The sequence below is a fragment of the Streptomyces sp. NPDC001668 genome (assembly GCF_042893155.1).
In the GTDB taxonomy this organism is placed as follows: domain Bacteria; phylum Actinomycetota; class Actinomycetes; order Streptomycetales; family Streptomycetaceae; genus Streptomyces.
In genome coordinates, this window is sequence record NZ_JBIAUQ010000001.1 from 322,053 (window position 1) to 346,127 (window position 24,075).

Annotated in this window: 16 protein-coding genes and 1 pseudogene; 6 read left to right on the forward strand and 11 right to left on the reverse strand. The window is 71.5% G+C overall.

What is annotated here, in order from left to right:
* Positions 1-6 precede the first annotated feature (6 nt).
* The 8 genes from ACFYZ8_RS01515 to ACFYZ8_RS01550 form a co-directional block, all read right to left on the reverse strand.
* Entirely contained in the window at positions 7-1,251 is a 1,245-nt protein-coding gene (locus ACFYZ8_RS01515) for an extracellular solute-binding protein (protein WP_388536511.1), read from the reverse strand.
* Positions 1,252-1,420: 169 nt separating this feature from the next.
* The gene (locus ACFYZ8_RS01520; protein WP_359031481.1) at positions 1,421-2,476 is read right to left on the reverse strand and encodes a LacI family DNA-binding transcriptional regulator; all 1,056 of its coding nucleotides are present in this window, start codon (positions 2,474-2,476) and stop codon (positions 1,421-1,423) included.
* A 1,074-nt stretch (positions 2,477-3,550) separates the two neighbouring features.
* Positions 3,551-3,940, reverse strand: coding sequence for a D-ribose pyranase (gene rbsD, locus ACFYZ8_RS01525; protein ID WP_388536513.1), 390 nt, complete (start codon positions 3,938-3,940; stop codon positions 3,551-3,553).
* Entirely contained in the window at positions 3,937-4,842 is a 906-nt protein-coding gene (locus ACFYZ8_RS01530; RefSeq protein WP_388536515.1) for a ribokinase, read from the reverse strand. Before ACFYZ8_RS01530 ends, rbsD begins: the two co-directional genes overlap by 4 nt.
* A 66-nt stretch (positions 4,843-4,908) precedes the next feature.
* Positions 4,909-6,846 (reverse strand): substrate-binding domain-containing protein, encoded by a 1,938-nt coding sequence (locus ACFYZ8_RS01535; RefSeq protein WP_388536516.1) that lies wholly within the window; start codon positions 6,844-6,846, stop codon positions 4,909-4,911.
* Positions 6,836-8,362: a sugar ABC transporter ATP-binding protein gene (locus ACFYZ8_RS01540; protein ID WP_388536518.1), complete on the reverse strand. Its 1,527-nt coding sequence runs from the start codon at positions 8,360-8,362 to the stop codon at positions 6,836-6,838. The genes ACFYZ8_RS01535 and ACFYZ8_RS01540 overlap by 11 nt, the downstream gene beginning before the upstream one ends.
* Positions 8,359-9,378, reverse strand: coding sequence for a LacI family DNA-binding transcriptional regulator (locus ACFYZ8_RS01545; protein WP_359031486.1), 1,020 nt, complete (start codon positions 9,376-9,378; stop codon positions 8,359-8,361). The genes ACFYZ8_RS01540 and ACFYZ8_RS01545 overlap by 4 nt, the downstream gene beginning before the upstream one ends.
* Before the next feature lie 115 nt (positions 9,379-9,493).
* The gene (locus ACFYZ8_RS01550) at positions 9,494-12,880 is read right to left on the reverse strand and encodes a BTAD domain-containing putative transcriptional regulator (RefSeq protein ID WP_388536520.1); all 3,387 of its coding nucleotides are present in this window, start codon (positions 12,878-12,880) and stop codon (positions 9,494-9,496) included.
* A gap of 177 nt (positions 12,881-13,057) precedes the next feature.
* On the opposite strand from ACFYZ8_RS01550, the gene ACFYZ8_RS01555 reads away from it, so the two are divergent.
* The 4 genes from ACFYZ8_RS01555 to ACFYZ8_RS01570 all read left to right on the forward strand — a co-directional run bounded on the left by ACFYZ8_RS01555 (position 13,058) and on the right by ACFYZ8_RS01570 (position 18,526).
* A complete protein-coding gene (locus ACFYZ8_RS01555; protein ID WP_388536521.1) occupies positions 13,058-13,765 on the forward strand; it encodes a hemerythrin domain-containing protein in 708 nt (235 codons plus the stop codon).
* Positions 13,762-14,724, forward strand: coding sequence for a pyridoxamine 5'-phosphate oxidase family protein (locus ACFYZ8_RS01560; RefSeq protein WP_388536522.1), 963 nt, complete (start codon positions 13,762-13,764; stop codon positions 14,722-14,724). Before ACFYZ8_RS01555 ends, ACFYZ8_RS01560 begins: the two co-directional genes overlap by 4 nt.
* A 61-nt stretch (positions 14,725-14,785) precedes the next feature.
* Entirely contained in the window at positions 14,786-17,005 is a 2,220-nt protein-coding gene (locus tag ACFYZ8_RS01565) for an ATP-dependent RecD-like DNA helicase (RefSeq protein WP_359031490.1), read from the forward strand.
* Between the two features lie 231 nt (positions 17,006-17,236).
* On the forward strand, positions 17,237-18,526 hold the full coding sequence (locus ACFYZ8_RS01570; RefSeq protein ID WP_007382170.1) for a citrate synthase: 1,290 nt from the start codon (positions 17,237-17,239) through the stop codon (positions 18,524-18,526).
* A gap of 1,033 nt (positions 18,527-19,559) precedes the next feature.
* Here the strand turns inward: ACFYZ8_RS01570 and ACFYZ8_RS01575 are convergent.
* The 3 genes and pseudogenes from ACFYZ8_RS01575 to ACFYZ8_RS01585 form a co-directional block, all read right to left on the reverse strand.
* The gene (locus ACFYZ8_RS01575) at positions 19,560-21,809 is read right to left on the reverse strand and encodes a heavy metal translocating P-type ATPase (RefSeq protein ID WP_388536525.1); all 2,250 of its coding nucleotides are present in this window, start codon (positions 21,807-21,809) and stop codon (positions 19,560-19,562) included.
* A gap of 119 nt (positions 21,810-21,928) precedes the next feature.
* Positions 21,929-22,168 (reverse strand): heavy-metal-associated domain-containing protein, encoded by a 240-nt coding sequence (locus tag ACFYZ8_RS01580; protein ID WP_359031493.1) that lies wholly within the window; start codon positions 22,166-22,168, stop codon positions 21,929-21,931.
* A 59-nt stretch (positions 22,169-22,227) separates the two neighbouring features.
* A pseudogene (locus ACFYZ8_RS01585) lies at positions 22,228-22,682 on the reverse strand (PrsW family glutamic-type intramembrane protease); the annotation flags it as partial.
* A 146-nt stretch (positions 22,683-22,828) separates the two neighbouring features.
* On the opposite strand from ACFYZ8_RS01585, the gene ACFYZ8_RS01590 reads away from it, so the two are divergent.
* Together ACFYZ8_RS01590 and ACFYZ8_RS01595 are read left to right on the forward strand one after the other, a co-directional pair.
* On the forward strand, positions 22,829-23,872 hold the full coding sequence (locus ACFYZ8_RS01590) for a zinc-dependent alcohol dehydrogenase family protein (RefSeq protein WP_359031494.1): 1,044 nt from the start codon (positions 22,829-22,831) through the stop codon (positions 23,870-23,872).
* 29 nt (positions 23,873-23,901) lie between these two features.
* Positions 23,902-24,069, forward strand: a complete 168-nt coding sequence (locus tag ACFYZ8_RS01595) for a hypothetical protein (RefSeq protein WP_388536527.1) — start codon at positions 23,902-23,904, stop codon at positions 24,067-24,069.
* Positions 24,070-24,075 lie beyond the last annotated feature (6 nt).

Consider the following 24,075-nt stretch of genomic DNA (forward strand, 5'->3'; position numbering starts at 1 on the left):
CACTGGTCACTTGACTGCGGACTGGGCGGCCGTAAGCGCGTCCTTCGGCGACTGGGACCCGCTGAGCGCGGACTGGACGGCCTTCCACATCTGCTCGGAGATCTTGGGGTACTTGGTGCCCAGGTCGTCGCTGGTGCGTCCCTTGGCGGCCTTGACCGCGTCGACCCACGGCTTCAGCTCGGCGTTCGCGGCCACCTGCTTGTCCTGGACCTCGCTGGTGGGGGCCACGTAGGACAGCGTCGTGTCGGTGGCGAGCAGGTTCTGGCTGCTGGTCAGGCAGGACACGAGCTTCTGGGAGGTGGTGTAGCGGCCGGTGTCGTCCTGCACCGGGAGGGTGACGAACTCACCGCCGGTCGGGGCGGCCGCGCTGCCTCCCGTGGCGGCGGGGACGGGGATGACGCCGTACTCGAAGCCGGCCTTGTCGGCGTTGGCGAGCTGCCAGGTGCCGTTCTCCGCGAACGCGTAGTCGCCGCTCGCGAACTCCTGCCAGCTGGTGGTCTGGGTGTTGTTGATCACCGAGTTGGGGGCGTAGCCCTTGTCCAGCCAGTTCTTCCACAGCGACAGTGCGGAGACCGCCTGGGCGGAGTCGAGTGCGGTCAGCTGGGCGCCGGAGCCCCAGTACCAGGGCAGGAACTGGAAGCTGCCCTCCTCGGTGCCTATCGCCGAGAACGTGATGCCCTTCTTGCCCGCACCCTTGACCTTCGCCAGCGCCGCGGTCAGTGACGTCCAGTCCTTGACCGAGGAGATGTCCACCCCGGCCTTCTTCAGGACCGCCTTGTTGTAGTAGAGGGCGAGGGTGTTGGCGCCGATCGGGGTGCCGTAGGTCTTGCCGCCGGACTGGCCCGCCGCCAGCAGGTTGGGGTCGACCTTCGAGGTGTCCAGCTTGTTGTCGTCGGTCGTGGTGAGCACGCCCGCCTCGGCCAGGGTCGAGACGACCGGGTTGTCGACGATGAGGACGTCCGGGGAGTTGCCCTGCTGGGCGGCGAGCAGCGCCTTGTTCGTCAGGTCGCTGGTGTCGAAGCCGGTCCGCTTGATCTTCACGCCCGCCGCGGTGCCGCACTTGTCCAGCAGGTTCGTCCACGACGAGCCCTTGGCGAACTGCGGGTACGGGTCCCAGACCGTGTACGTCTTGCTGTCCGCACCCTTCGCCGAGGAACTACCGGAACTCGACGAACAGGCGGTGGCTCCGGTGGTGACGGCGACGACGGTCAGGACTGCGGCGGTGAGACGCCGTCTGGCAGATCGGTTCATGGTGTCTTCCTCACGGGTTTTGGCACAGGTGTGCCCTGGGATCGGCACGGGTGTGGTGTCAGGGAGTTGCCGGGCTCGCCGGACCCCGAGGGTGGGGCCGGACGGTGAGGCCGGGCGGTGAGTCGGCCGGTACGGGGTGCGGAGGGCGAGGGGAAAGCGCGGGCGGCGGTCAGGGATGCGTGGGGACGCCGAAGTCCGCAGCGGGGTCGGCGGCCCTTGTGCCGGCAGGTGCGGTGCTCGCCCGCAGGGAGATCGGCGGCGCGAGCAGATGGTGCCGGGCCGGTGCGTCGGGGTCGTCGAGCCGCTTGACCAACAGGTCGACGGCGAGGCGGCCCATCTGTTCCGCCGGCACGTCCGCGGCGGTGAGCTGCGGGGTCACCGTCTCCGCCCACCGGCCGGCCACCACTCCGGTGACGGAGAAGTCGCGCGGCACATGACGACCGGCCTGGGCCAGGCCGCGGTACAGACCGCCGAGCGCGGCCTCGTTCAGCGTGACGAGGGCCGTGGTGGCCGGGTCGTCGTGCAGGATGCGTTCCAGACAGGCGAGGCCCGAGGCGGCGTCGTCGCCGCAGCAGTACGTCCGGACGGTGAGTCCGCGTTCCGCCGCGGCCTTGGTGAAGCCGTCCAGACCTCGGTGGGCCGACTCGTAGCCGGCCTTCAGGAGTTGTTCGGGCCGGTTGACGAAGGCGACTCGGCGGTGGCCGAGGTCCGCGAGGTGATGGACACAGGCCGCCGCCAGCGCCGTGTGATCCAGTCCCACCCACCAGCCGCCCTCCGGGTGGGCCGTGCGTCCGATGGCGACCGAGGGGAAATCCACCGCGGTGAGGTGGTCGAGCCGGTCGTCCTCCAGCCGGATCTCCATCAGGATCGCGCCGTCGACCCGCCGCTCGCCCAGCAGCCGCTGGAACGAGCGGTCGCTGTCCATGCCGCTCGGAGAGAGCAGTACGTCGTAGTCGTAGGCCGCGGCGGCCTCGGTGACGCTGCCGATGAAGTCCAGCTGCATGCCGGTGTAGTGGTTCCCGGCCGGCGGGAAGACCAGACCGATGGTGTTGGTCCGGCCGTTGGCCAGGGCCCGCGCACTCGCGTTGGGCTGGTAGCCCAGCTCGTCGATGACCCGCTGGATCTTGTCGCGGGTCTCCTCGGACACGGGGCGCTTCCCGCTCAGGGCGTACGACACGGTGCTCCGCGAGACACCGGCCCGCTTGGCGATCTCACCGATGTTCACGGGGGCTCCCTTGCCGACATGGGTCGAACCGGTTCGAGTAATTCAGGGTGCGAAATCAGCCAGATGCCGATCGTCGAACCGGTTCGCGTGAAGTGAAGGTAGGAGCAACCCGGGCGGGTGTCAACGCCTCTTGTCGAAATTCTCGTAACGGCCCGGAAACGTTGGTGTGCCGAGATTCGTTGTCTGGTTTGCCTGTCTGTAAGCCCGTTTGCCGACGGACTGGATGCGCGAGTCCATGGACGGCGGACAGGTGACCCTGCCGGGACGGTCGCCTGCGGGCGGCCGAGGGGATCCGGGCCGGGGGGTATTGCTGGCCGGTTCTCAGTGCTAGCGTGATCGAACCGGTTCGATGAATCACTGTGGGGATGACCCCGTCCAGGCCCCACCTCTGCGGAGCTTTGCGGGGCCTCTTGCCTCCACGCCGTGTGCACCTGCGGCCCGGAAACGCGACGGATCGGATCGGATCCAGCGTCCGGGACGCCACGGGACGCACGGAGACCTCGTGCGACGACGGCGGTCGGCGCCGCGGTGGCAGCCGTCGTCACCGGAGCGAGCGCTGAGATCCCAGGCCCCGTCCCGCTTCCGGTGCCGGGTGCGCAGGCCCCGTGGCACAGATACAGCGCTGCCGGGCCGAAGGTGCCGCCGCCGACGCGCTGCGCGGCACCCACTCCGGTCCCCGGTGCCGCTGGTTCTCCGAACCCTGCCTCTCCGCGCGACGGCTCCGGCAGGGCTGACGTCCTACGGGACCTGCCCGACTGCCTGGTCGGGCAACGGCGTCAAGGTTTGCGACGAGCAGACCTCCGGGGCAGAGACCCAGACCTGTGCGGGCCGTGCCACCCCTTCAGCTCCCCCCGCACGGAAAGGGAGTCGGGCCATTCACATCGACGGCATGCGTCCGGTGGCGACCGGACGCGAACCCGTCCGGTCACGCCTGCGCACCAGCTTGCTCACCGACCGCGCGGCCGAGGTCCGCGAACCGCGCACGACCCTCCTGCCGGCGCCGCGCCGCGCGGAGAGGTGCCGCAGCCCGCCCCTGGTCGTCCCCGCGCCGTGAACACCGGCCACCGGCCCGCCCTAGAAGAACACCCCGCACCTGAGCAGCACGTTCGCATACGGCCGTGCCTCCCCCGTGCGCACGACCAGCCGCGCGCCCGCCGACAGCTCCTTGAGCTTCTCGTGGGAGACCAGGTGGAGGTCGGGGAACTCGCCCCGCAGCAGCGCGGCCGCCGCCGGGTTCGCGCCCAGCACCTCCTCCGCCGCCGTCGCGCCCTCCACGACCAGCTCGGCGAGCAGCCCGTCGAGGACCTCCGCGAAGGACGGCACTCCGGCCCGGAAGGCCAGGTCGACCACGCGCGGCCCCTCGGGGATCGGCATCCCGGCGTCACACACCAGCACCCCGTCCCCGTGCCCCAACTCGGCGAGCGCGCCGGAGAGATGACGGTTCAGTATTCCGGCCCTCTTCACAGGGCATCGACCTCCTCAGCGGTGGGGAAGGAGTCCTGCGCGCCCTCGCGGGTCACCGCGACCGCCCCCACGCGGGACGCGTACGCGGCCGCCTCCGCCAGGGAGGCACCCTCCCCGAGCCGGAACGCCAGCGCCGCCGTGAAGGCGTCCCCGGCCCCCGTCGTGTCCACGGCGTCCACCTTCACCGACGCCACCCGGGTCACGCCCCCGGACGAGGACGCCACGAGCGACCCCTCCGCACCCAGCGTCACCACCACCGACTTCGGCCCCTTCGCGAGCAGCAGCCGCGCCCAGTCCTCCGGCACGTCGCTCACACACGCGTCCCCGAGGATCACCTTCGCCTCGTGCTCGTTGACGATCAGCGGATCGCAGGCCGCGAGGACCTCGGTCGGCAACGGCCGCGGCGGCGACGGGTTCAGCACGAACCGGCTGTCCGGCGACAGGTTCCGTACGACCTCCACGACCGTCTCCAGCGGGATCTCCAGCTGGGTCGACACCACCCGCGAGGCGTGGAAGAGGCTCACCGCGGCCCGCACGTCACCCGGTGTCAGGCGCCCGTTGGCGCCCGGTGAGACGACGATGCTGTTGTCCCCGGACGGGTCGACGGTGATCAGCGCGACCCCCGTCGGCGCCCCGCCCACCAGCACGCCCACCGTGTCGACCCCGGCCGCCCGCTGCGAGTCCAGCAGCAGCCGGCCGTGTTCGTCGTCACCGACCCGGGCCAGCAACGCCGTACGCGCGCCCAACCGGGCCGCCGCGACCGCCTGGTTGGCACCCTTGCCCCCCGGGTGCACGGCCAGGTCCGAGCCGAGCACCGTCTCGCCGGCCCCCGGCCGCCGCTCCACGCCGATCACCAGGTCGGCGTTGGCCGACCCTACGACCAGAAGGTCGTAGTCGTACATGAGTGACTCCCCTAGTCAGTGACGCCGGGCGGGCGGTCGAAGCGACCGCCCGCCCTTACGCCGTCGTCAGCCCGTGAAACCGGCCACGTTCTCCTTCGTGACCACCTTCACCGGCACCTTGATCGTCTCCTCGACCTTCTTGCCCTGAAGGGCCCTCAGCGCGTTGTCCACCGCGATTTTGCCCAGCTGCGAGGGCTGCTGTGCCACGGACGCGTACAAAGTGCCGTCCTTCACCGCGTTCAGGCCGTCCGGGGTGCCGTCGAAGCCGACCACCGAGACCGACGTGCCGGCCTTGGAGCCCAGCGCCTTGATCGCGCCGAGCGCCATCTCGTCGTTGGCGGCGATGACGCCCTGGACGTCCGGGTGGGCCTGGAGCAGGTTCGACATCACGTCGAGGCCCTTGGTGCGGTCGAAGTCGGCGGGCTGCTGGGCGACGACCTGGATGCCCGGGTAGGCCTTGAGGCCGTTGGCGAAGCCCTCGGCGCGCTCACGGGCCGCCGAGGTGCCCGCCTGGCCCTGGAGGATCACGATCTTGCCCTTGCCGCCGAGCTTCTCGCCGATGGTCTTGGCGGCGAGTTCACCGCCGGCGACGTTGTCGGAGGCGACCAGCGCGTCCACCGAGGCCTTGTTGACACCGCGGTCCACCGCGATGACCGGGATCTTCGCCTGGTCGGCGGCCTTCACCGAGTTGCTCGCCGCGTCCGAGTCGACCGGGTTGACGATGATCGCGCCGAGGCTCGAACTGGTGAAGTTCTGGAGCTGGTTGGCCTGCTGGGAGGCGTCGTTCTGGGCGTCCGTGACGGTCAGGTCCACGCCCAGCTTCTTCGCCTCGGCCTGGGCGCCCGACCGGATCTGCACGAAGAAGGGGTTGTTGAGGGTGGAGAGCGACAGGCCGACCTTCGGGTTGGCCGTCGAGGACGAGTCGTTGTGCAGGAAGGAGGTCGCGCCGACGACCGCGACGGTGACCACGGCCGCGAGACCGTACGTCGCCGCCTGGCGCCCCTTGCCGCCCTGCGGGGCACCGGCCACCGGGGTTGCCCCGGCCTTGCGGCGCAGGGTGTCCAGGAGGACCGCGAGCGCGATGACGACACCGATGACGACCTGCTGCCAGAACGCGGACACGTTCAGCAGGTTGAGGCCGTTGCGCAGCACCGCCAGGATCAGCGCGCCGATCAGCGTCCCGGACGCCTTGCCGGTGCCGCCCGCGAGGGAGGCACCGCCGATGACGACCGCGGCGATCGCGTCCAGCTCGTAGCCGTCGGCGGCCTGCGGCTGCGCCGAGGACAGCCGCGCGGCGAGCACGACACCCGCGACGGCGGCGAAGACACCGGAGAGGGCGTAAATGGCGAGCTTCTGCTTCTTCACGCGGAGACCGGAGAGGCGGGCCGCCTCCTCGTTGCCGCCGATCGCGTACATGGAGCGGCCGATGTACGTCCGTCCCAGCACGAAGGCCGCGAGGAGCCCCATGACGACCATGACGAGGACGGGCACCGGCAGCCAGCCGCCGAGCGTGTCACCGAGGTGGGAGACGGAGTCGGGGAAGGCGATCGGGGAGCCCTCGGAGATCACCAGCGACAGACCGCGCGCGACGGAGAGCATGGCCAGCGTGGCGATGAACGGCGGGAGTTTGCCGTACGCGATCAGGAAGCCGTTGACGAGTCCGGCCGCGATGCCGGTCACGACCGCGAGGACGACGGCTATGAAGACCGGCACCCCGTGCGAGGTCGCGCTCCAGGCGAGGACGGTCGCCGACAGGGCCGCCACCGAGCCGACCGACAGGTCGATGCCCGCCGAGACGATCACGAAGGTCACACCGAAGGCGAGGATGGCGGTCACGGCCGCCTGGACGCCGACGTTGAGCAGGTTGTCGGTGGTCAGGAAGTCGCCGGACAGCGCCGACATGGCGATGATGAGGACGATCAGCGCGGTGAGCGCGCCGTTGTCGAGCAGGAGACGGCGCAGGCCACCCGCGCTCGCCCCGCTCGTGAGCGTGTCAGTGGCCACCGGGGGCCTCCTTCTCGGTCTTGACGGTGTTCGTGCTGACGGCGAGTGCCATCACGGAGTCCTGCGTGGCCTCGTCGGCGTCGAGTTCGCCGGCGATCCGGCCCTGGGCCATCACCAGCACCCGGTCGCTCATGCCGAGCACCTCGGGCAGATCGCTGGAGATCATGAGGACGGCGGCCCCTTGAGACGTCAGCTCGTTGACGAGCTGGTAGATCTCGACCTTGGCGCCGACGTCGATCCCGCGCGTGGGCTCGTCGAGGATCAGCACCTTGGTGTCGGCGAGCAGCCACTTGCCGATGACGACCTTCTGCTGGTTGCCGCCGGAGAGCGTCCGCACCTGCTGGTGCAGGCCCGCCATCCGGACCCCGAGCTGCTCGGCGATCCGCGCGGCGGCCTCCCGCTGCCCCTTGAGGTCGACGAGCCCCGCGCGCGTGGCGGACCGCATGGTCACCAGCCCCAGGTTCTCCTCGACCGACTGGTCGAGCACCAGGCCCTGGCCCTTGCGGTCCTCGGGGATCAGCCCGATCCCGGCCGCCATCGCGGCGCCCACGTCGTGTCCCTTGAGGGCGGTCCCGGCGACATGCACGGCTCCCTTGTCGTACGGGTCCGCGCCGAACACGGCCCGCACCACCTCGGTACGGCCGGCTCCGACCAGGCCGGCGATGCCGACCACCTCACCGGCGTGCACCTCGAAGCTGATGTCGTGGAAGACGCAGTCCCGGGTGAGCCCCTCGACCTTCAGCAGGGCCGCTCCGGTGTCGCCGCGCTCCCTCGGGTACTGCTGCTCGATCGACCGCCCCACCATCAGGCGTACGAGCTCGTCCTCGGGCGTGGCGGCGGGCACCTGGCCGACGGACTTGCCGTCCCGGATGACCGTGACCCGGTCGCCCAGGGCGGCGATCTCCTCCAGATGGTGGGTGATGAAGACGATCCCGACGCCGTCCTCGCGCAGCCTGCGCACGATCGCGAAGAGCTTGTCGACCTCCTCGGAGGTGAGCACGGCGGTCGGCTCGTCCATGATCAGCACCCGGGCGTCCAGGCTCAGTGCCTTGGCGATCTCGACCATCTGGAGCCGGGCGATCCCGAGCTCACGCACCCGCGCGCGGGGCGAGACGTTTACGCCGACCCGCTTCAGGAGCACCTCGGCGTCGGCCTCCATCGTCTTCCGGTCGATCATCCCGAACCGGCGCGGCTGCCGGCCCAGGAAGATGTTCTCGGCGACGGTCAGATCCGGTACCAGGTTGAACTCCTGGTAGATGGTGGCGATGCCCAGCCGCTCGGCGTCCTGCGCCCCGCGGATGTGCACCTCCCGGCCGTCCACCAGGACCCGGCCCTCGTCGGGGTGGTAGGCGCCCGACAGCATCTTGATCAGCGTGCTCTTGCCGGCGCCGTTCTCACCGAGGAGGACGTGCACCTCGCCCCGGCGCAGATCGAAGTCGACACCGTCGAGCGCGACCACACCGGGGAAGGTCTTGCGTATGCCCTCGATGCGCAGCAACTCGTCCTCGTTGCTCACGACGTGCTCCTTTGCACAGGGTTGGGGTCCTCGCCGCACGAGCGGCGGACGACGAGACGGGCGGGGAGGGTGACCGACTCCGGCGGCCGTCCCTCGATGCGGTCGACGAGCGCGCGCACGGCGGCCCGCCCCAGCTCACCCGTGGGCTGGGCGATCGCGGTGATCGGCGGATCGGTGTGCACGAACCACGGGATGTCGTCGAACGCGGCCAGGGCGAGGTCCTGCGGCACGCGCAGCCCACGCGCGCGTACGGCGTCCAGGGCGCCGAGCGCCATCAGGTTGTCGGCCGCGAAGACGACCTCGGGCGGCTCGGGCAGGTCGAGGAAGCCCTCGGTGACCCGCCGCCCGCTCTCGGCCTGGAAGTCGCCCTGCCCTATGTAGGCGTCGGGCAGATCGAGGCCGTACGCCTCCAGGGCCTCCCGGAAGGACGCGACACGTTCCTGACCCGTGGTGGTCGCCGCCGGGCCCGCGATGATGGCGAGCCTGCGGTGCCCGAGGCCGTGCAGATGGGCGACGAGATCGCGCACTGCGGCCCGTCCGTCGGCCCTGACGACCGGCACGGCCACGCCCGGGATCCACCGGTCCACGAACACCATCGGCGTCCCCGCGCGCACGGCGTCCAGCATCAGCGGGGAGCCGCCGTCGGTGGGGGAGACGAGGAGGCCGTCGATCCGCCGGTCCAGCAGGGTGCGGACGTGATGGTCCTGAAGTTCCGGCCGCTCGTCGGCGTTCCCGATGATCACGCTGTACCCCAGCGCGCGGGCCTCCTCCTCGACGGACCGGGCCAACTCGGTGAAGTAGGGGTTCATCACATCGCTGATGACCAGCCCGAGGGTGTGGGTCTGGTCGGTGCGCAGGGAGCGGGCGACGGCGTTCGGGCGGTAGCCCAGCGCCTCGACGGCGGCCAGCACACGCGTGCGTGCGTCCGCGCTGACCGACGGATGGTCGTTCAGGACCCGCGACACCGTGGCGACGGAGACCCCCGCCTCGGCAGCGACGTCCTTGATGCTCGCCATCGCCGCCCCACCTCCTTGTGGATCATGCGTGGAATCGATTACACGACTCCGTGTACGAAGGATTGGAATCGATTACACGACAGGTTGGCAAGACCCCGAGACCGGATCGTGACGTTCAGCTTCCGTCGAGCCGTACGGCGGCCCGGCGCGCGGCGGCCACATGGTGGGGCGAGCCCCAGACCCGGGCGACCCGCTCGGCCAGCGCGTAGGCGCCGGCCGCGAGCCGCCGCTCACCGACGAGCCGGTACAGGTCCGCCAGGGCGTGCGCGAGCGGCCGCGTGGCGTAGGCCCCGCCCGCCGTGCCGGCGAACTGCTCCTGCAACGGCAGCAGCGCCTCGATCAGCGCGTGTGCCGCGTCCCGGTCGTCCAGCAGCACCGCGAGTTCGCTGCGGTAGTCCAGCTCCATGCCGTACAGATGGTCGGTCACCGGCCGGGCGGGGAAGGGCACGGCCGCGGCCTCGTCCAGGCGCCCCAGCCGGGCCAGGACGAGAGCGTGCGCCACCGCGACCGGGGTGCCGACGGCCGCGTACACCTCGCGGACGTCCTGCTCGATCTCGGCCTCCCGGCGCTGGGTGAACCGGATGCTCCACAGGCCCAGCGTGCGCGGGGCCGTGGCGTGGTGCGCCCCGACCCGCTGGAACAGCCCGTCCGCCTCGGTGTAGCGGGCCTCCGCCTCCTCGAAGCGCCCGGCGATCGCCGCCAGCATGGCCGAGGTGACGGTGTTGATTCCCTGCGCCCACCGCATCCGGTAGCGGTGCGCCAGCTCCAGGCCCGCGGCGGTGTGGCCGCGCACCGCGTCGGGATCGTTGCGGGTCGCCGCGGTCAGGGTGTCCAGGTGCTCGCACACCCAGCGGTGCGCGGGCAGGTCGTGGTCCCGGGCGAGAACGCGGAGTTCGGCCACGAGCGGGGTGCGGGCGGTGCCCTGCGCCTCGTGCGGCAGCAGCCGGGCGGAGGTCATCAACGCCGAGGCCAGCAGACGCGGTTCACCGTCCGCCCGCGCCAACTCCAGCTGGGCGGCGGCCGCGTCCCGGGCCCGCCGCGCGTCCTCGCCCGCCACCGCGTCCGCCAGAACCTGGAGCACACGCGCGCGTGTCGGACCGTCCAGCGTGCGGTCGCCGGCGAGCCGCTCCAGGTGGGCCAGCGAGGGCCGGTCCAGGAAGCCCTCCAGACGGCTGCGCCAGGGCGAGGGCTCGGCCCAGGCGCCGTAGACCGCCGCGGCCAGGTCGTCCCGGCCGGCCCGCACGGCCAGGTCCACCGCCTGCCGCCGGGTGCGCCGGGCGGCCCCCGTGGCACCGGCCCGCATCTGCGCGCCCAGCAGCCGCACCAGCAGCGCGACCGTGCCGTCCGGGCGGGCCTCGGGGTCGGCGGTGGCCGCGGTGTGCGCGTCCAGCGCCTGCCGCACGAGCTCCACGGCCACGTCGTGGGCGTACCGCCGCTCGGCCAGCTCCGCCGCCCGCAGCGCGTAGTCGACGGCCAGCGGGGCGTTCTCGGTCCGGCCCGAGCGGGCGAAGTGGTGGGCCAGCGCGGCCAGGTCGTCGGGGCGGTGCGTGCGCAGTCGCCGCGCGATGCGGTCGTGCAGCCGGGCCCGGCGGATCCCCGACAGGTCGGTGTAGACGGTGTCGCGCACCAGCGCGTGCACGAAACGGACCCGTCCCGGCCCGGGATCGGTCAGCAGATCCGCGGCCACGGCGGCGTCCAGCCCGGCCAGCACGGTCTCCTCGTCCGCCTCCGCCGCGTCCGCCAGCAGCGCCACGTCGGACTCCGGCCCGGCCACCGCCGCGAGCTGTACGGCCGCCCGCGCGTCGGCGGACAGCAGGGCGAGACGCCTGCGCAGCACGTCCCTGACGCCCTGGGGGACCTCCGAAACGGCCACCAGGGCGCCCTCGTCGGCCAGCAGCCGCGCGCTCTCCCGGACGTAGAACGGGTTGCCGCCGGTGCGTTCGGCGAGTGTCGCCACCGTGGCCTCGTCGATGTGCTCACCGCAGACGGCGTCCACCACCGTGGCCACGTCCCGCGGCGACAGCCCGGCCAGCGTGATCCGGTGCGGCAGCCGGGGAGCGAGGTGGGCGAGGGTCTTGGCCAGCGGTTCGCCGACCTCGGCCGGGCGGTACCCGGCGACGGTCAGCAGGGGCACGCCGGTGACCGCGGCCGCGGCTTCCAGCAGGGCGAGGGTCTGCCCGTCGGCCCGGTGCAGGTCCTCCAGGAGCACGGCGACGGGCCCGTCGGCGGCCGCCTCGCGCAGCCACGCGGAGAAGGCCCGGTGCAGCCGGAAGCGTCCCGCGGTCGCCTCGTCGCGAGTGGTGGCGGCCGTGCCGTCCGGTTCGTGCAGCAGGGCGGCCACCTCCTCGGGGCGCGCGGGAGGCACGAGCCGGGCGAGCGCGCCGAGCGCCTCCACCCAGGCCCAGGCGGGCGGGGCCCCCTCGTGCTCCGGGCACCGCCCGACGACCACGGTCCACCCCTCTTCCCGCAACCGCCCGGCAAGCTGCCCGAACAGAGCGGTCTTGCCGGCCCCGGCCTCCCCGGTGACCAGCACGAGCCCACCGCCCCGACGAGCGGCTCGGGCGGCTGAGTCGAGGGCACGGAGTTCGTCGGTGCGGCCCACGAAGAGGTTGTCGGTGGGAGGTCGTTGTGATGGTGCTCGGGTCGACTCGGCAGACTTACGGACCGGTTCGGATACAGCGGAGGGCAACTCACCTTCATCGAGATTCCGTTCCGCTCCGGCAAGGACCCGCTCCGGCACCGCCGCCCGCAACACCTCCACCCGCTGGGCCAGGATCGCCTGCTCCAACTCGGTCAATGCCGGAGACGGGTCGCAGCCGAGTTCGTCACGCAGTGTGCGCCGGGCCCGGCGCAGCGCGGTGAGGGCGTCGCTGCGGCGGCCGGTGGCCCAGTGGGCGAGGGCCAGCAGCCGCCAGCCCTCCTCCCGCAGGGGCGTCTCCCGGACCATGGTCTCGGCGGCCAGGGTGGCCTCGGCGGCGTGCCCCGTCGACAGGTCGGCGGTCACGGCGAGTTCGCGGGCCTCGGCGCACAGCGCGTTCAGGCGGGCCACCTCGGGTGCCGCCCAGGGCTCGTCCGCGTGCTCCTGGAAGGCGGGCCCGTGCCACCACCCCAGCGCCTCCGCCAGCAACTCCCGGGCCTGCTCGGCCGGTACGCGCCGGGCACGGTCGACCCGGGCCCCGAAACGCCAGGCGTCCACCGCGTCCTCGGGCAGCCGCAACGCGTACCCAGGCGGTGAGGAGACCAGGACCGCCGCGGGGGCGCGCGGAGGGCGCTCCGGTTCGAGCAGCCGCCGCAGGTTCGACACATACGCCTGGAGGGACACGGTCGCCTTGGCCGGAGGCGCCCCGCGCCACAACTCGTCCGCCATCCGGTCCACCGAGACCACCGCGCCGCGGGCCGCGACCAGCAGCGCGAGCACGGCACGCTGCCGCGGGGTGCCCAGTACCACCGGCTCACCCGCGATCTCGGCACCCGACGGTCCCAGCACTCTGATACGCAGCACGCCACCGGAATCTATCCGAGCGCTGCGCAAATCCGTTCAACGAGCGGTAAACGCACAGCTCAGAACGCTCTCAGGGCGGCTGCAAGAGAACGCCAAGCGGGACGCCAAGTCATCACCAAGCGGACGACGACAGCGTGGGCGACCGTCGTCCGCACCCCGACCTTCGAAGGACACAGCGTGCCCCGCAGCATCACACCGTCCGGACTCCCCACCTCCCAACGCCCCTACACCCACGAGATGGTCGTGGTCCACCGCGTCTTCCGCCGTGAGTCGGCGCTGCTGCCCCGGATGGTCCGGGCCGTACCGGACGGCGCATCGGAACGGGCCGCGCGGGTCGCGGCGTATCTCGACGACTACGTGTCGGGGCTGCACCATCACCACAGCCTTGAGGACGAGTTGATCTGGCCGCTGCTGCGTGCCCGGAGCGCCGCCGCCGAGGACGAGGCGCTGGTCGCGCGCATGGAGGAGCAGCACGGACGCATCGACCGCACTCTGGCGGCCGTGGCGCAGTGGGCGCCGCAGTGGCGGCGGTCGGCCGACAGCGTCGCCGGGCAGGAACTCGCCCTGGCCCTGGAGGAGCACCGTCTCGCACTCCTCGATCACCTCGACGACGAGGAACGCCTGGTCCTCCCGCTGGTCGCCGAGCACCTGACGGTCGAGGAGTGGGACCTGGTCGGCCGTCGCGGACTGGAGCAGCTCCCCAAGGACAAGGTCATGTTCGCCATCGGAGCGATCCTGGAGGACGCCACCGAGGACGAGCGGGCCTACTTCCTCGGCAAGGCCCCGCTGCTCGGACGCCTGGCCTGGAAGCTGGTGGGCCGGCGTCGGTACGCCACCGCCTGCCACGCCCTGCGCGCCCCGCTGGCCGGGGAGGCGGGCCGATGACCGTGCTCGACTCCGCCCCGCTCGACGTCCTCGACGCCTACCGGACCTGCGAGTTCGTCACGCTGGGCCGGGACGGGACACCGCTGGCCTGGCCGACGGCGGTGCGGCGGCGCGAGAACGGGACACTGGTGCTGACCACGTCCCTCGCGTTCGCGCAGAAGGCGCTGAACATCCGCCGCGACGGCCGGGTCGCCCTCCTCTTCTCCGACCCCACCGGCAGCGGACTCACCGACCCCCCGCACCTCTTCGTCGGCGGCCGCGCCGAGTGCCCCGACGACATCAGGACGGGCCCGCAGGACCTGGAGGACTACTGGCGAATGCTGTTCGAACGGCAGCCGCACAGCCGCGCGTACCTCTCCCGGCCCATGCGGCGGCTGATGGACTGGTACTACCTGCGGCTCGTCATCACGGTCACCCCGGAGCAGCTGACCGTACGGTCCACCGCGCGGCCACCCCTCCCGGAGGCACCCGCCGCTCCCGCACCGCAGCCGCTCGGAGCGGACCGGTTGGCGTGCTACGACACCGCCGTCCTCGCCGCCCGGGACGCGTCCGGGGCCCCCGTCCTGGCCCGGACCCGCCCGGTGCCGACGGCCGACGGCTTCGCGGTGCGCCCGCCGGACGACGGCGCCGTGACACCGGGCCCCGCCTCGCTGCTGGTGCACCGGCACGACGAACGGATCAACGCCATGCGCAACGCACTCGTCCGGGGGACGCTGACCCGGACCGGGGACGGCTGGCTGCTGCTTCCCGAGAAGCTCCTGGAGCCCATGGGCTCGGGACGGCCGACGGATGCGATACGGGTCCTGCGCGGCACCCAGCGCGCCACCGACCGGTATCTGGAGCGCCGCGGCCTCGCCCGGCCCCCGGTGCAGTGGGACCGCTTCCGTGCCCTCGCGGCGCCCACCGCACGGTCCGGTCCGGCCCCGCTGGAGAACGTGATGCGCTCCCCTCATCACTGAGGGACCACCGCGTCACCGAACCGGGCTCCCGGCTGTCAGACCCCGCCTGTAGCGTCGGATCATGTCCAACCTGTCCGTGCTCGAAGGCGTCCTGGAGCGCATCACCTACGCCAACGAGGAGAACGGCTACACCGTCGCCCGGGTCGACACCGGCAGAGGCGGCGGTGACCTCCTCACCGTCGTCGGCGCGCTGCTCGGTGCCCAGGTGGGGGAGTCCCTGCGGATGGAGGGCCGCTGGGGCTCCCACCCTCAATTCGGGAAACAGTTCTCAGTCGAGAACTACACGACCGTCCTCCCCGCCACCGTCCAGGGCATCCGGCGCTATCTCGGCTCAGGACTCGTCAAGGGCATCGGGCCCGTCTTCGCCGACCGCATCACCCAGCACTTCGGCATGGACACCCTGAAGATCATCGAGGAGGAGCCGAAGCGCCTCATCGAGGTCCCGGGCCTCGGCCCCAAGCGCACCAAGAAGATCGCCGACGCCTGGGAGGAGCAGAAGGCGATCAAGGAGGTCATGCTCTTCCTCCAGACCGTCGAGGTGTCCACCTCCATCGCCGTGCGCATCTACAAGAAGTACGGCGACGCCTCGATCTCGGTCGTGAAGAACCGCCCCTACCGGCTCGCCGCCGACGTCTGGGGCATCGGCTTCCTCACCGCCGACAAGATCGCCCAGTCCGTCGGCATCCCGCACGACAGCCCGGAGCGCGTCAAGGCGGGCCTCCAGTACGCCCTTTCGCAGTCCACCGACCAGGGCCACTGCTACCTCCCCGAGGAACAGCTGATCGCCGACGCGGTCAAGCTCCTCCAGGTCGACACCGGCCTGGTCATCGAGTGCCTGGCCGAACTCGCCCTGCCGGACGAGGAGTCCGGCGAGCCCGGGGTCGTGAGGGAGAAGCTCCCCGGCCCCGACGGCCACGAGGTCACCGCCGTCTACCTGGTGCCCTTCCACCGCGCCGAACTCTCCCTCTCCGCCCAGCTGTTGCGTCTCCTGCGCACCGACCAGGACCGCATGCCGGCGTTCCGTGACGTGGCCTGGGACAAGGCGCTGGGCTGGCTGAAGGGCCGTACCGGAGTGGAGCTCGCGCCCGAGCAGGAGGCCGCCGTCAAGCTGGCGCTGACCGAGAAGGTCGCCGTGCTCACCGGCGGCCCCGGCTGCGGCAAGTCCTTCACCGTCCGCTCGATCGTGGAGCTGGCCCGCGCGAAGAAGGCCAAGGTCGTGCTCGCCGCCCCCACCGGGCGGGCCGCCAAGCGCCTCGCCGAACTCACCGGCGCCGACGCCTCCACCGTGCACCGCCTCCTGGAACTGAAGCCCGGCGGTGACGCGGCCTACGACAAGGACCGCCCGCTCGACGCCGACCTGGTGGTCGTCGACGAGGCCTCCATGCTGGACCTGCTGCTCGCCAACAAGCTGGTGAAGGCGGTGCCTCCGGGCGCGCACCTGCTGTTCGTCGGGGACGTCGACCAGCTGCCCAGCGTCGGCGCCGGAGAGGTCCTGCGCGACCTCCTCGCCGAGGGCGGCCCGGTCCCCGCGGTGCGCCTCACGCGCGTGTTCCGGCAGGCCCAGCAGTCCGGTGTCGTCACCAACGCGCACCGGATCAACGCCGGGCAGCACCCCGTCACCGACGGCATGAAGGACTTCTTCCTCTTCGTCGAGGACGACACCGAGGAGGTCGGCCGGCTCACCGTGGATGTGGCGGCCCGTCGGATTCCGGCCAAGTTCGGCCTCGACCCGCGCCGGGACGTCCAGGTGCTCGCCCCCATGCACCGCGGCCCCGCCGGCGCCGGCACCCTCAACGGCCTGCTCCAGCAGGCCATCACCCCGGGCCGCCCCGACCTCGCCGAGAAGCGGTTCGGCGGCCGGGTCTTCCGGGTCGGCGACAAGGTCACCCAGATTCGCAACAATTACGAGAAGGGCGCCAACGGCGTCTTCAACGGCACGGTGGGCGTGGTCACCTCGCTCGATCCGGTCGACCAGCGCCTCACCGTGCTGACGGACGAGGACGAGGAGGTGCCGTACGAGTTCGACGAACTGGACGAACTGACCCACGCCTACGCGGTGACCATCCACCGCTCCCAGGGCAGCGAGTATCCCGCCGTGGTGATCCCGGTCACCACCAGCGCCTGGATGATGCTTCAGCGGAACCTGCTGTACACGGCGGTCACCCGGGCGAAGCAGCTGGTCGTCCTCGTCGGTTCGCGCAAGGCGATCGGCCAGGCGGTGCGCACGGTCTCGGCGGGGCGGCGCTGTACGGCGCTGGACTTCCGGCTCTCGGGGCTGTGACGGCGGTCAAGATCGAAGCTTCACAAAAAATGATCGATCAAATGAGTCACGTGGGTCACAGAGCCCTTCCGGAAGCGGGTGGGGAGGGGCAGGATGAGCAAGTTGGCGGCACTCAGTGCCGCCGATACGCCCAATGGCCGACCCCGAGTGCACTCTCCTGCGCCAAATGGGGGATGGTAGAGACAGTCAGGGCAACCTCGAAGAAGAGGCACAACGTCGGTGAGGGATGACGTGAGCGACAACTCTGTAGTAGTGCGGTACGGCGATGGCGAGTACACCTACCCGGTGATCGACAGCACCGTCGGCGACAAGGGCTTCGACATCGGGAAGCTCCGCGCCCAGACCGGTCTGGTCACCCTGGACAGCGGCTACGGCAACACCGCCGCCTATAAATCCGCCATCACCTATCTCGACGGCGAGGCCGGCATCCTCCGGTACCGCGGCTACCCGATCGAGCAGCTGGCCGAGCGCTCCACCTTCCTGGAGGTCGCTTACCTCCTCATCAACGGTGAGCTTCCGACCGTCGACGAGCTCTCGAGCTTCAAGAACGACATCACGCAGCACACCCTGCTGCACGAGGACGTCAAGAACTTCTACCGTGGCTTCCCGCGCGACGCCCACCCGATGGCGATGCTGTCCTCGGTCGTCTCCGCGCTGTCGACGTTCTACCAGGACAGCCACAACCCCTTCGACGAGAAGCAGCGCAACCTCTCGACGATCCGCCTGCTCGCCAAGCTTCCGACGATCGCGGCGTACGCCTACAAGAAGTCGATCGGTCACCCGTTCGTCTACCCGCGCAACGACCTCGGTTACGTCGAGAACTTCCTGCGCATGACCTTCTCGGTCCCCGCGCAGGAGTACGAGCCCGACCCGGTCGTCGTCTCCGCCCTGGACAAGCTGCTCATCCTGCACGCCGACCACGAGCAGAACTGTTCGACCTCGACGGTCCGTCTCGTCGGCTCGTCGCAGGCGAACATGTTCGCGTCGATCTCGGCCGGCATCAACGCCCTGTGGGGTCCGCTGCACGGCGGCGCCAACCAGTCCGTGCTGGAGATGCTGGAGGGCATCCAGGCCTCCGGAGGTGACGTCGACTCCTTCATCCGCAAGGTGAAGAACAAGGAGGAGGGCGTCCGGCTGATGGGCTTCGGCCACCGGGTCTACAAGAACTTCGACCCGCGCGCGAAGATCATCAAGGCGGCCGCGCACGATGTCCTCTCGGCCCTCGGCAAGTCCGACGAGCTGCTGGACATCGCGCTGAAGCTGGAGGAGCACGCGCTCTCCGACGACTACTTCGTCTCGCGCAGCCTCTACCCGAACGTCGACTTCTACACGGGCCTGATCTACCGCGCCATGGGCTTCCCGACCGAGATGTTCACGGTCCTGTTCGCCCTCGGCCGCCTCCCGGGCTGGATCGCCCAGTGGCACGAGATGATCAAGGAGCCCGGCTCCCGCATCGGCCGCCCGCGCCAGATCTACACGGGCGTGGTCGAGCGCGACTTCGTGCCGGTCGAGCAGCGCTGACACCTGCCGGTGAGCTGCGGGGCGCCGCTTCGGTGGCGCCCCTTCGGCGTTCCCGGGCGCGCGGAAGCGTCCAGCATCGGCCGCGCGCGCCAGATCTGCACGGGCGTGGTGGAGCGCGACTTCGTGCCGGTGGAGGAGCGCTGACACCTGCCGGTGAGCTGCGGGGCGCCGCTTGGGTGGCGCCCCTTCGGCGTTCCCGGGCGCGCGGAAGCGTCCCGCATCGGCCGCGCGCGCCAGATCTGCACGGGCGTGGTCGAGCGCGACTTCGTGCCGGTGGAGGAGCGCTGACAACTGCCGGTGAGCTGCGGGGCGTCGCTTCGCTGTTTCCGGCGCGCGGAAGCGTTCCGTGTCGGGCCTGCTTCATCCCGGTCGAGCAGCGCTGACAAGCGCCGGTGGCTGGGCCGACCTGCTTTTCAGGGGCGCGGGGAACTGCGCGACCAGCCCCCACCGGCCGCAAGCCGTAAGCCGACAGGGAGCTCCACGAACCCCCCGGCTGAATCCGCGAAGCGAAAGGCGCCCTGGCGACGGTCCCCCCACGGGCCGGCGTCCAGGGCGCCTTCCCATGTCCCGGTGCGGATTCCCCCCACGGGATCCGGCCGGGCGTCTGAGAGACCAGCGCCTGAATTCGCTGTCTTTCCGGTACTGCTGTCACTGCGGTTGAGCAGAACGAGCAAAACTCCTCGTACTACTCGGGTGTGCGGTCTGCCGGGACAACGCACTGTCGGGAGGGCCGCTCAAAGCTTCCCTAAGTGCGTGCCCCGGCAACGCAGCTCCGAGGAAGTCCCCCAAGACATCCTCAGACGCCAGGACAACGCCCCCCAAGACGCTGCCTGACATCGCCAACTTAGACCTTCGAACCCCTTCGATGGTTACGTTCGCGTCACTGTGATCTGCGTCTCTTGCAAATGTCCGTTAGATACGCAAGGGCCCGGATACAGCGAACGGGACCCAAGCGTAAGGACGATGCGCGAGTCTTGTGAAGAGCTTATGTGAGCGTGGCTCCGGACTCCAGAGGGGGCCGGTCAAAGGAATCTCAACGGAAGGCCCGCAGCCGCAGGCTGTTGGTCACCACGAACACCGAGGAGAACGCCATCGCCGCCCCGGCGATCATCGGGTTCAGCAACCCGGCCGCGGCCAGCGGCAGCGCGGCCACGTTGTACCCGAAGGCCCACACGAGATTGCCCTTGATCACGGACAGGGTGCGCCGCGAGAGCCGGATCGCGTCCGCGGCCACCCGCAGATCGCCGCGCACCAGCGTCAGATCCCCCGCCTCGATCGCCGCGTCGGTCCCGGTCCCCAGGGCGAGCCCCAGGTCGGCGGCGGCGAGCGCGGCCGCGTCGTTGACCCCGTCGCCGACCATCGCGACGACCCGCCCCTCGCCCTGGAGCCGCCGTACGGCGTCCACCTTGTCCTCGGGCAGTACCTCGGCGATCACCTCGTCGATCCCGACGGCCCCGGCGACGGATCGGGCCACCACCCGGTTGTCCCCGGTCAGCAGCACCGGCGTGAGCCCCAGCGCCCGCAGGGACCGCACCGCCTCCGCACTGGTCTCCTTGACCGCGTCCGCGACGGCCAGGACGCCGTACGCCACCCCGTCCCACCCGACGACGACAGCCGTACGACCGCCCTGCTCGGCCTCTTCCTTCGAACGGGCCAGCTCGGCGGGCAGCGCGTCGAAAAGGCGCCCCACGGCCACCGCACGGCCCTCCACGCGCCCTCGTACGCCCTTGCCGGGCACGTTCTCGAACTCCTCGGCCTCCGGCAGCGGCCCGACCCGCTCCTCGGCACCCGCCGCGACCGCCCGGGCCACGGGGTGCTCGGAGGCGTGCTCCAGGGCGCCCGCGAGCCGCAGCACCTGCTTCTCGTCGGCGCCGTCGACGACGTAGACGTCCTGGAGGGTCATACGGCCCGTGGTGACCGTGCCGGTCTTGTCCAGGACGACGGTGTCGACGCGCCGCGTGGACTCCAGGACCTCGGGTCCCTTGATCAGGATGCCGAGCTGGGCGCCGCGCCCGGTGCCGACCATGAGCGCGGTCGGCGTGGCCAGGCCCAGCGCGCACGGACAGGCGATGATCAGCACGGCGACCGCCGCGGTGAACGCGGCGACGGTGTCCCCGGTGGCGCCGAGCCACCCGCCGAAGGTGGCCACGGCGATGAGGATGACGGCCGGCACGAAGACCGCCGAGACCCGGTCGGCCAGCCGCTGCACCTCCGCCTTGCCGTTCTGCGCGTCCTCCACCAGCTGCGCCATCCGCGCGAGCCGCGTGTCGGCGCCGACCCGGGTCGCCTCCACGACGATCCGCCCACCGGCGTTGACGGTCGCGCCGGTGACGGCGTCCCCGACGCCTACGTCCACCGGTACCGACTCCCCGGTCAGCATCGAGGCGTCCACGGCGGAGGCACCTTCGACGACGGTGCCGTCGGTCGCGATCTTCTCCCCGGGCCGTACGACGAACCGGTCCCCGACGCCCAGCCGCTGCGCCGGGATCCGTACCTCGCGCCCGTCCCGCAGCACGGACACCTCCTTGGCCCCGAGCTCCATCAGAGCCCTCAGGGCCGCCCCCGCCCGGCGCTTGGCGCGGGCCTCCAGATAGCGGCCGAGCAGGATGAAGGCGGTGACTCCGGCGGCCACCTCGAGATAGATCGTCGACGCCCCGTCCATGCCGCCGACGGTGAACTCGAACCGCTCCCGCATCCCCGGCATCCCGGCGTCGCCGAGGAACAGCGCCCACAGCGACCAGCCGAACGCCGCGAGGGTGCCGACCGAGACGAGGGTGTCCATGGTGGCCGCGGCGTGTCTGAGGTTCGTCCAGGCGGCCTTGTGGAAGGGCCAGGCACCCCAGACGACGACGGGCGAGGCGAGCGTGAGCGCGAGCCACTGCCAGTTGTCGAACTGGAGGGCGGGGATCATGGAGAGCAGGATCACGGGAACGGCGAGCAGGGCGGAGACGACGAGCCGCTGCCGGAGAGCGCTGAGCTCGGGGTCCGTGTTCTCCGGGTTCTCGGGGCTGTGGGGGTGCTCGGGCTCCTGTGCCGCGGGAGCCGGTTCCTCGGCCGTATAACCCGTCTTCACGACGGTCGCGATGAGATCGGCGACGTCGACCCCCGCGGGGTAGCTGACCCGGGCCTTCTCGGTCGCGTAGTTGACGGTGGCGCTGACCCCGTCCATCCGGTTGAGCTTCTTCTCGACCCGGGCGGCGCACGAGGCGCAGGTCATCCCGCCGATGAGCAGTTCGACCTCGGAAGCCGGCGCTATGGCTGCGGGTTCGGTGACGCTGGACATTGAAACTCCCTTGGGGGCGCGGCGCTGCGCTGATACGGGGCTCCGCCGCGCGGCCGTGACAAGCCACGACGAGGCCGCCGGTCGCCCGACGACCTCACGTGGCACACCGGCAGGCCTCCTCAGACCCGCCCGACGAGCTCGAACCCGGCCTCGTCCACAGCGGCGCGTACCGCCTCCTCGTCCAGCGGCGCCGACGAGACCACCGTCACCTCACCGCTGGAGGCGACCGCCTTCACCGAGCTGACCCCGTCGATCTCGGAGATCTCCCCGGAGACGGCCCCCTCGCAGTGTCCGCAGCTCATTCCGCTCACCTTGTAGACGGCGGTGACGGAGCCGGCGGTGTCGGTCTGAGTGGTCATGTCGTTCTCCTGATGGCTCATGAGAGGTGTGCACGGTCTATGGTGCACACACTATACCCCTAGGGGGTATTTCTCCAAGAGGGGTCCCGCCAGGCCAGGGACCGCGCCCAGTCCACTCCGACCAGCGTGAAGAGGTGTCGCTGCTGGTCGGTCGGGTCCGGCAGGTATCCCTGCGCGAACAATCCCGTGTGTCGAGTCCCACAGCGCGTGCAGCAGGGAGACGCCGGCGTACGTGCCGAGCACCGCGCCGGTGAGCCGGAACCGCCCGCCCGCGGTGGCCGAGCAGGACGCCGCCGGTGATCGCCGTCCACAGGCCGTGCCCGAAGGGGGCGAGTACCCCGCGCAGCGGCTCCGTCTCCAGCAGGGCCCGCAGATCGACGCCGTGGGCCGAGACGGCCGCGTCGAAGGCGTACCCGGCGCTCTCCAGGGCCGCGAATTTGAAGCCGACGGCCGCGCCGGGCACGAGTCCTGCCCGCGTCCCGCGCAGCCGCGGCCGCCCGCGCAGCACGAACATGCACCCGTCCTTGTGGATGTTCGCCGGCGTGGGCCTCATACGTCGGCGGCGGCTTCCGCGGTCCCGGGATGCGGGACGCCCGTACTGGGCTGGGCGGGCTACCGGCCACGATGTACCGACAGACGAACACGGCGATGGAGACGCAGATGCGAGCGGTCCTCTTCGAGCACTACGGCGAACCGGCGAAGGTGCGCGACCTGCCCGACCCCCGTCCGGCGGACCACGGGGTGGTCGTCCGCGTGGAGGCCACCGGCCTGTGCCGAAGCGACTGGCACGGCTGGCAGGGCCACGACCCGGACATCACGCTCCCGCACGTGCCGGGCCACGAACTCGCCGGCACGGTGGAGGCGGTCGGCCCGCGCGTGAGCGACTGGCGCCCCGGCGACCGGGTGACCGTCCCCTTCGTCTGCGCCTGCGGCACCTGCGCGGCCTGCGCGTCCGGCGACCACCAGATCTGCGAGCGCCAGACGCAGCCCGGCTTCACCCACTGGGGCTCGTTCGCCCAGTACGTGGCGCTGGACCACGCCGACGTGAACCTGGTGGCCGTACCGCCGGACATGTCCTTCGCCACCGCCGCCTCCCTGGGGTGCCGTTTCGCCACGGCGTTCAGGGCGGTCGTCCAGCAGGGCAGGGCGGGCGCGGGGGAGTGGGTCGCGGTGCACGGGTGCGGAGGAGTGGGCCTGTCCGCGGTGATGATCGCTGCGGCCTCGGGGGCCCGGGTGGTGGCCGTGGACGTGTCACCGCGGGCCCTGGACCTGGCGCGGACGTTCGGCGCGGCGCACACCGTGGACGCGACGGCCACACCGGACACCGCGGCGGCGATCCGCGACCTGACCGGCGGCGGGGCCCATGTGTCCCTGGACGCCCTCGGCTCACCCGCCACCTGCGCGGCCTCCGTCGACTCCCTGCGCCGCCGGGGCCGGCACGTCCAGGTCGGCCTGCTGCCCTCCCCGGACGGCACCACCCCGGTCCCCATGGCCCGCGCGATCGCCCTGGAACTCGAACTCCTCGGCAGCCACGGCATGGCCGCCCACACCTACCCGCCGATGCTGGAGCTGGTCCGGGCGGGTGTCCTGCGCCCGGACCTGCTGGTGACGTCCACGATCACCCTGGACGAGACCCCGGACGCCCTCGCGGCGATGGGCACGGCACCCGGGGCGGGGGTGACGGTCATCGAGCCGTGGCGTTGAGGGCGGCCCGCTCACGGTCGAGGAGCCCCATGACCACCCAGTGCGTGCGGGGCGCGGGAGTTGTGGCCGTAGACCTCCAATTCGACGCGGTGCAGGCCGAGTCGGTCGGGCTGTCCGGAACGGGAGCCGGGCCGGTGAAGCGGATGACCTCGGGGTCCTCGATGATCTCCGCCATGCCCTCGGCGTCCGCCTCCTGAAGCCGC